The 562-nt window shown below is 44.8% G+C and carries 1 pseudogene; it reads left to right on the forward strand.

Annotation, left to right across the window (positions count from 1 at the left end):
• Nucleotides 1–562 (forward strand): annotated as a pseudogene (locus IEY73_RS34805) (1-deoxy-D-xylulose-5-phosphate synthase); the annotation flags it as partial.

A 562-nucleotide genomic window follows, 5' to 3' on the forward strand; every position in this document is an offset into this window, starting at 1 on the left:
CTTTTGATTTGGATACCGGTCTGTCTAAAAAATCCAAAAGCGCGATTTTATCGCCCACTGAAGCGTATTCTAACACCCTCTTAGAATTAGCCAAGAAAGATGAAAAAATCGTAGGCGTAACCGCTGCTATGCCTAGCGGCACAGGATTAGACAAACTCATTGACGCTTACCCTTTGCGCTTTTTTGATGTCGCTATCGCTGAACAACACGCTTTAACTTCTAGCAGCGCTATGGCTAAAGAGGGGTTTAAACCTTTTGTGAGTATCTATTCTACTTTTTTGCAAAGGGCTTATGATTCCATTGTGCATGACGCTTGCATTTCTAACTTGCCGATTAAATTAGCCATTGATAGGGCTGGGATTGTGGGCGAAGATGGCGAGACGCACCAAGGGCTTTTAGATGTGTCGTATTTGCGCTCTATCCCCAACATGGTCATTTTTGCCCCACGAGATAATGAGACTTTAAAAAACGCCGTGCATTTTGCCAATGAACATCATTCAAGCCCTTGCGCGTTCCGCTACCCTAGGGGGTCGTTTGCGTTAAAAGAGGGGGTTTTTGAGCC

Origin of the sequence: Mangrovihabitans endophyticus, assembly GCF_014646155.1 — a bacterium.
Lineage (GTDB): Bacteria > Actinomycetota > Actinomycetes > Mycobacteriales > Micromonosporaceae > Actinoplanes > Actinoplanes endophyticus.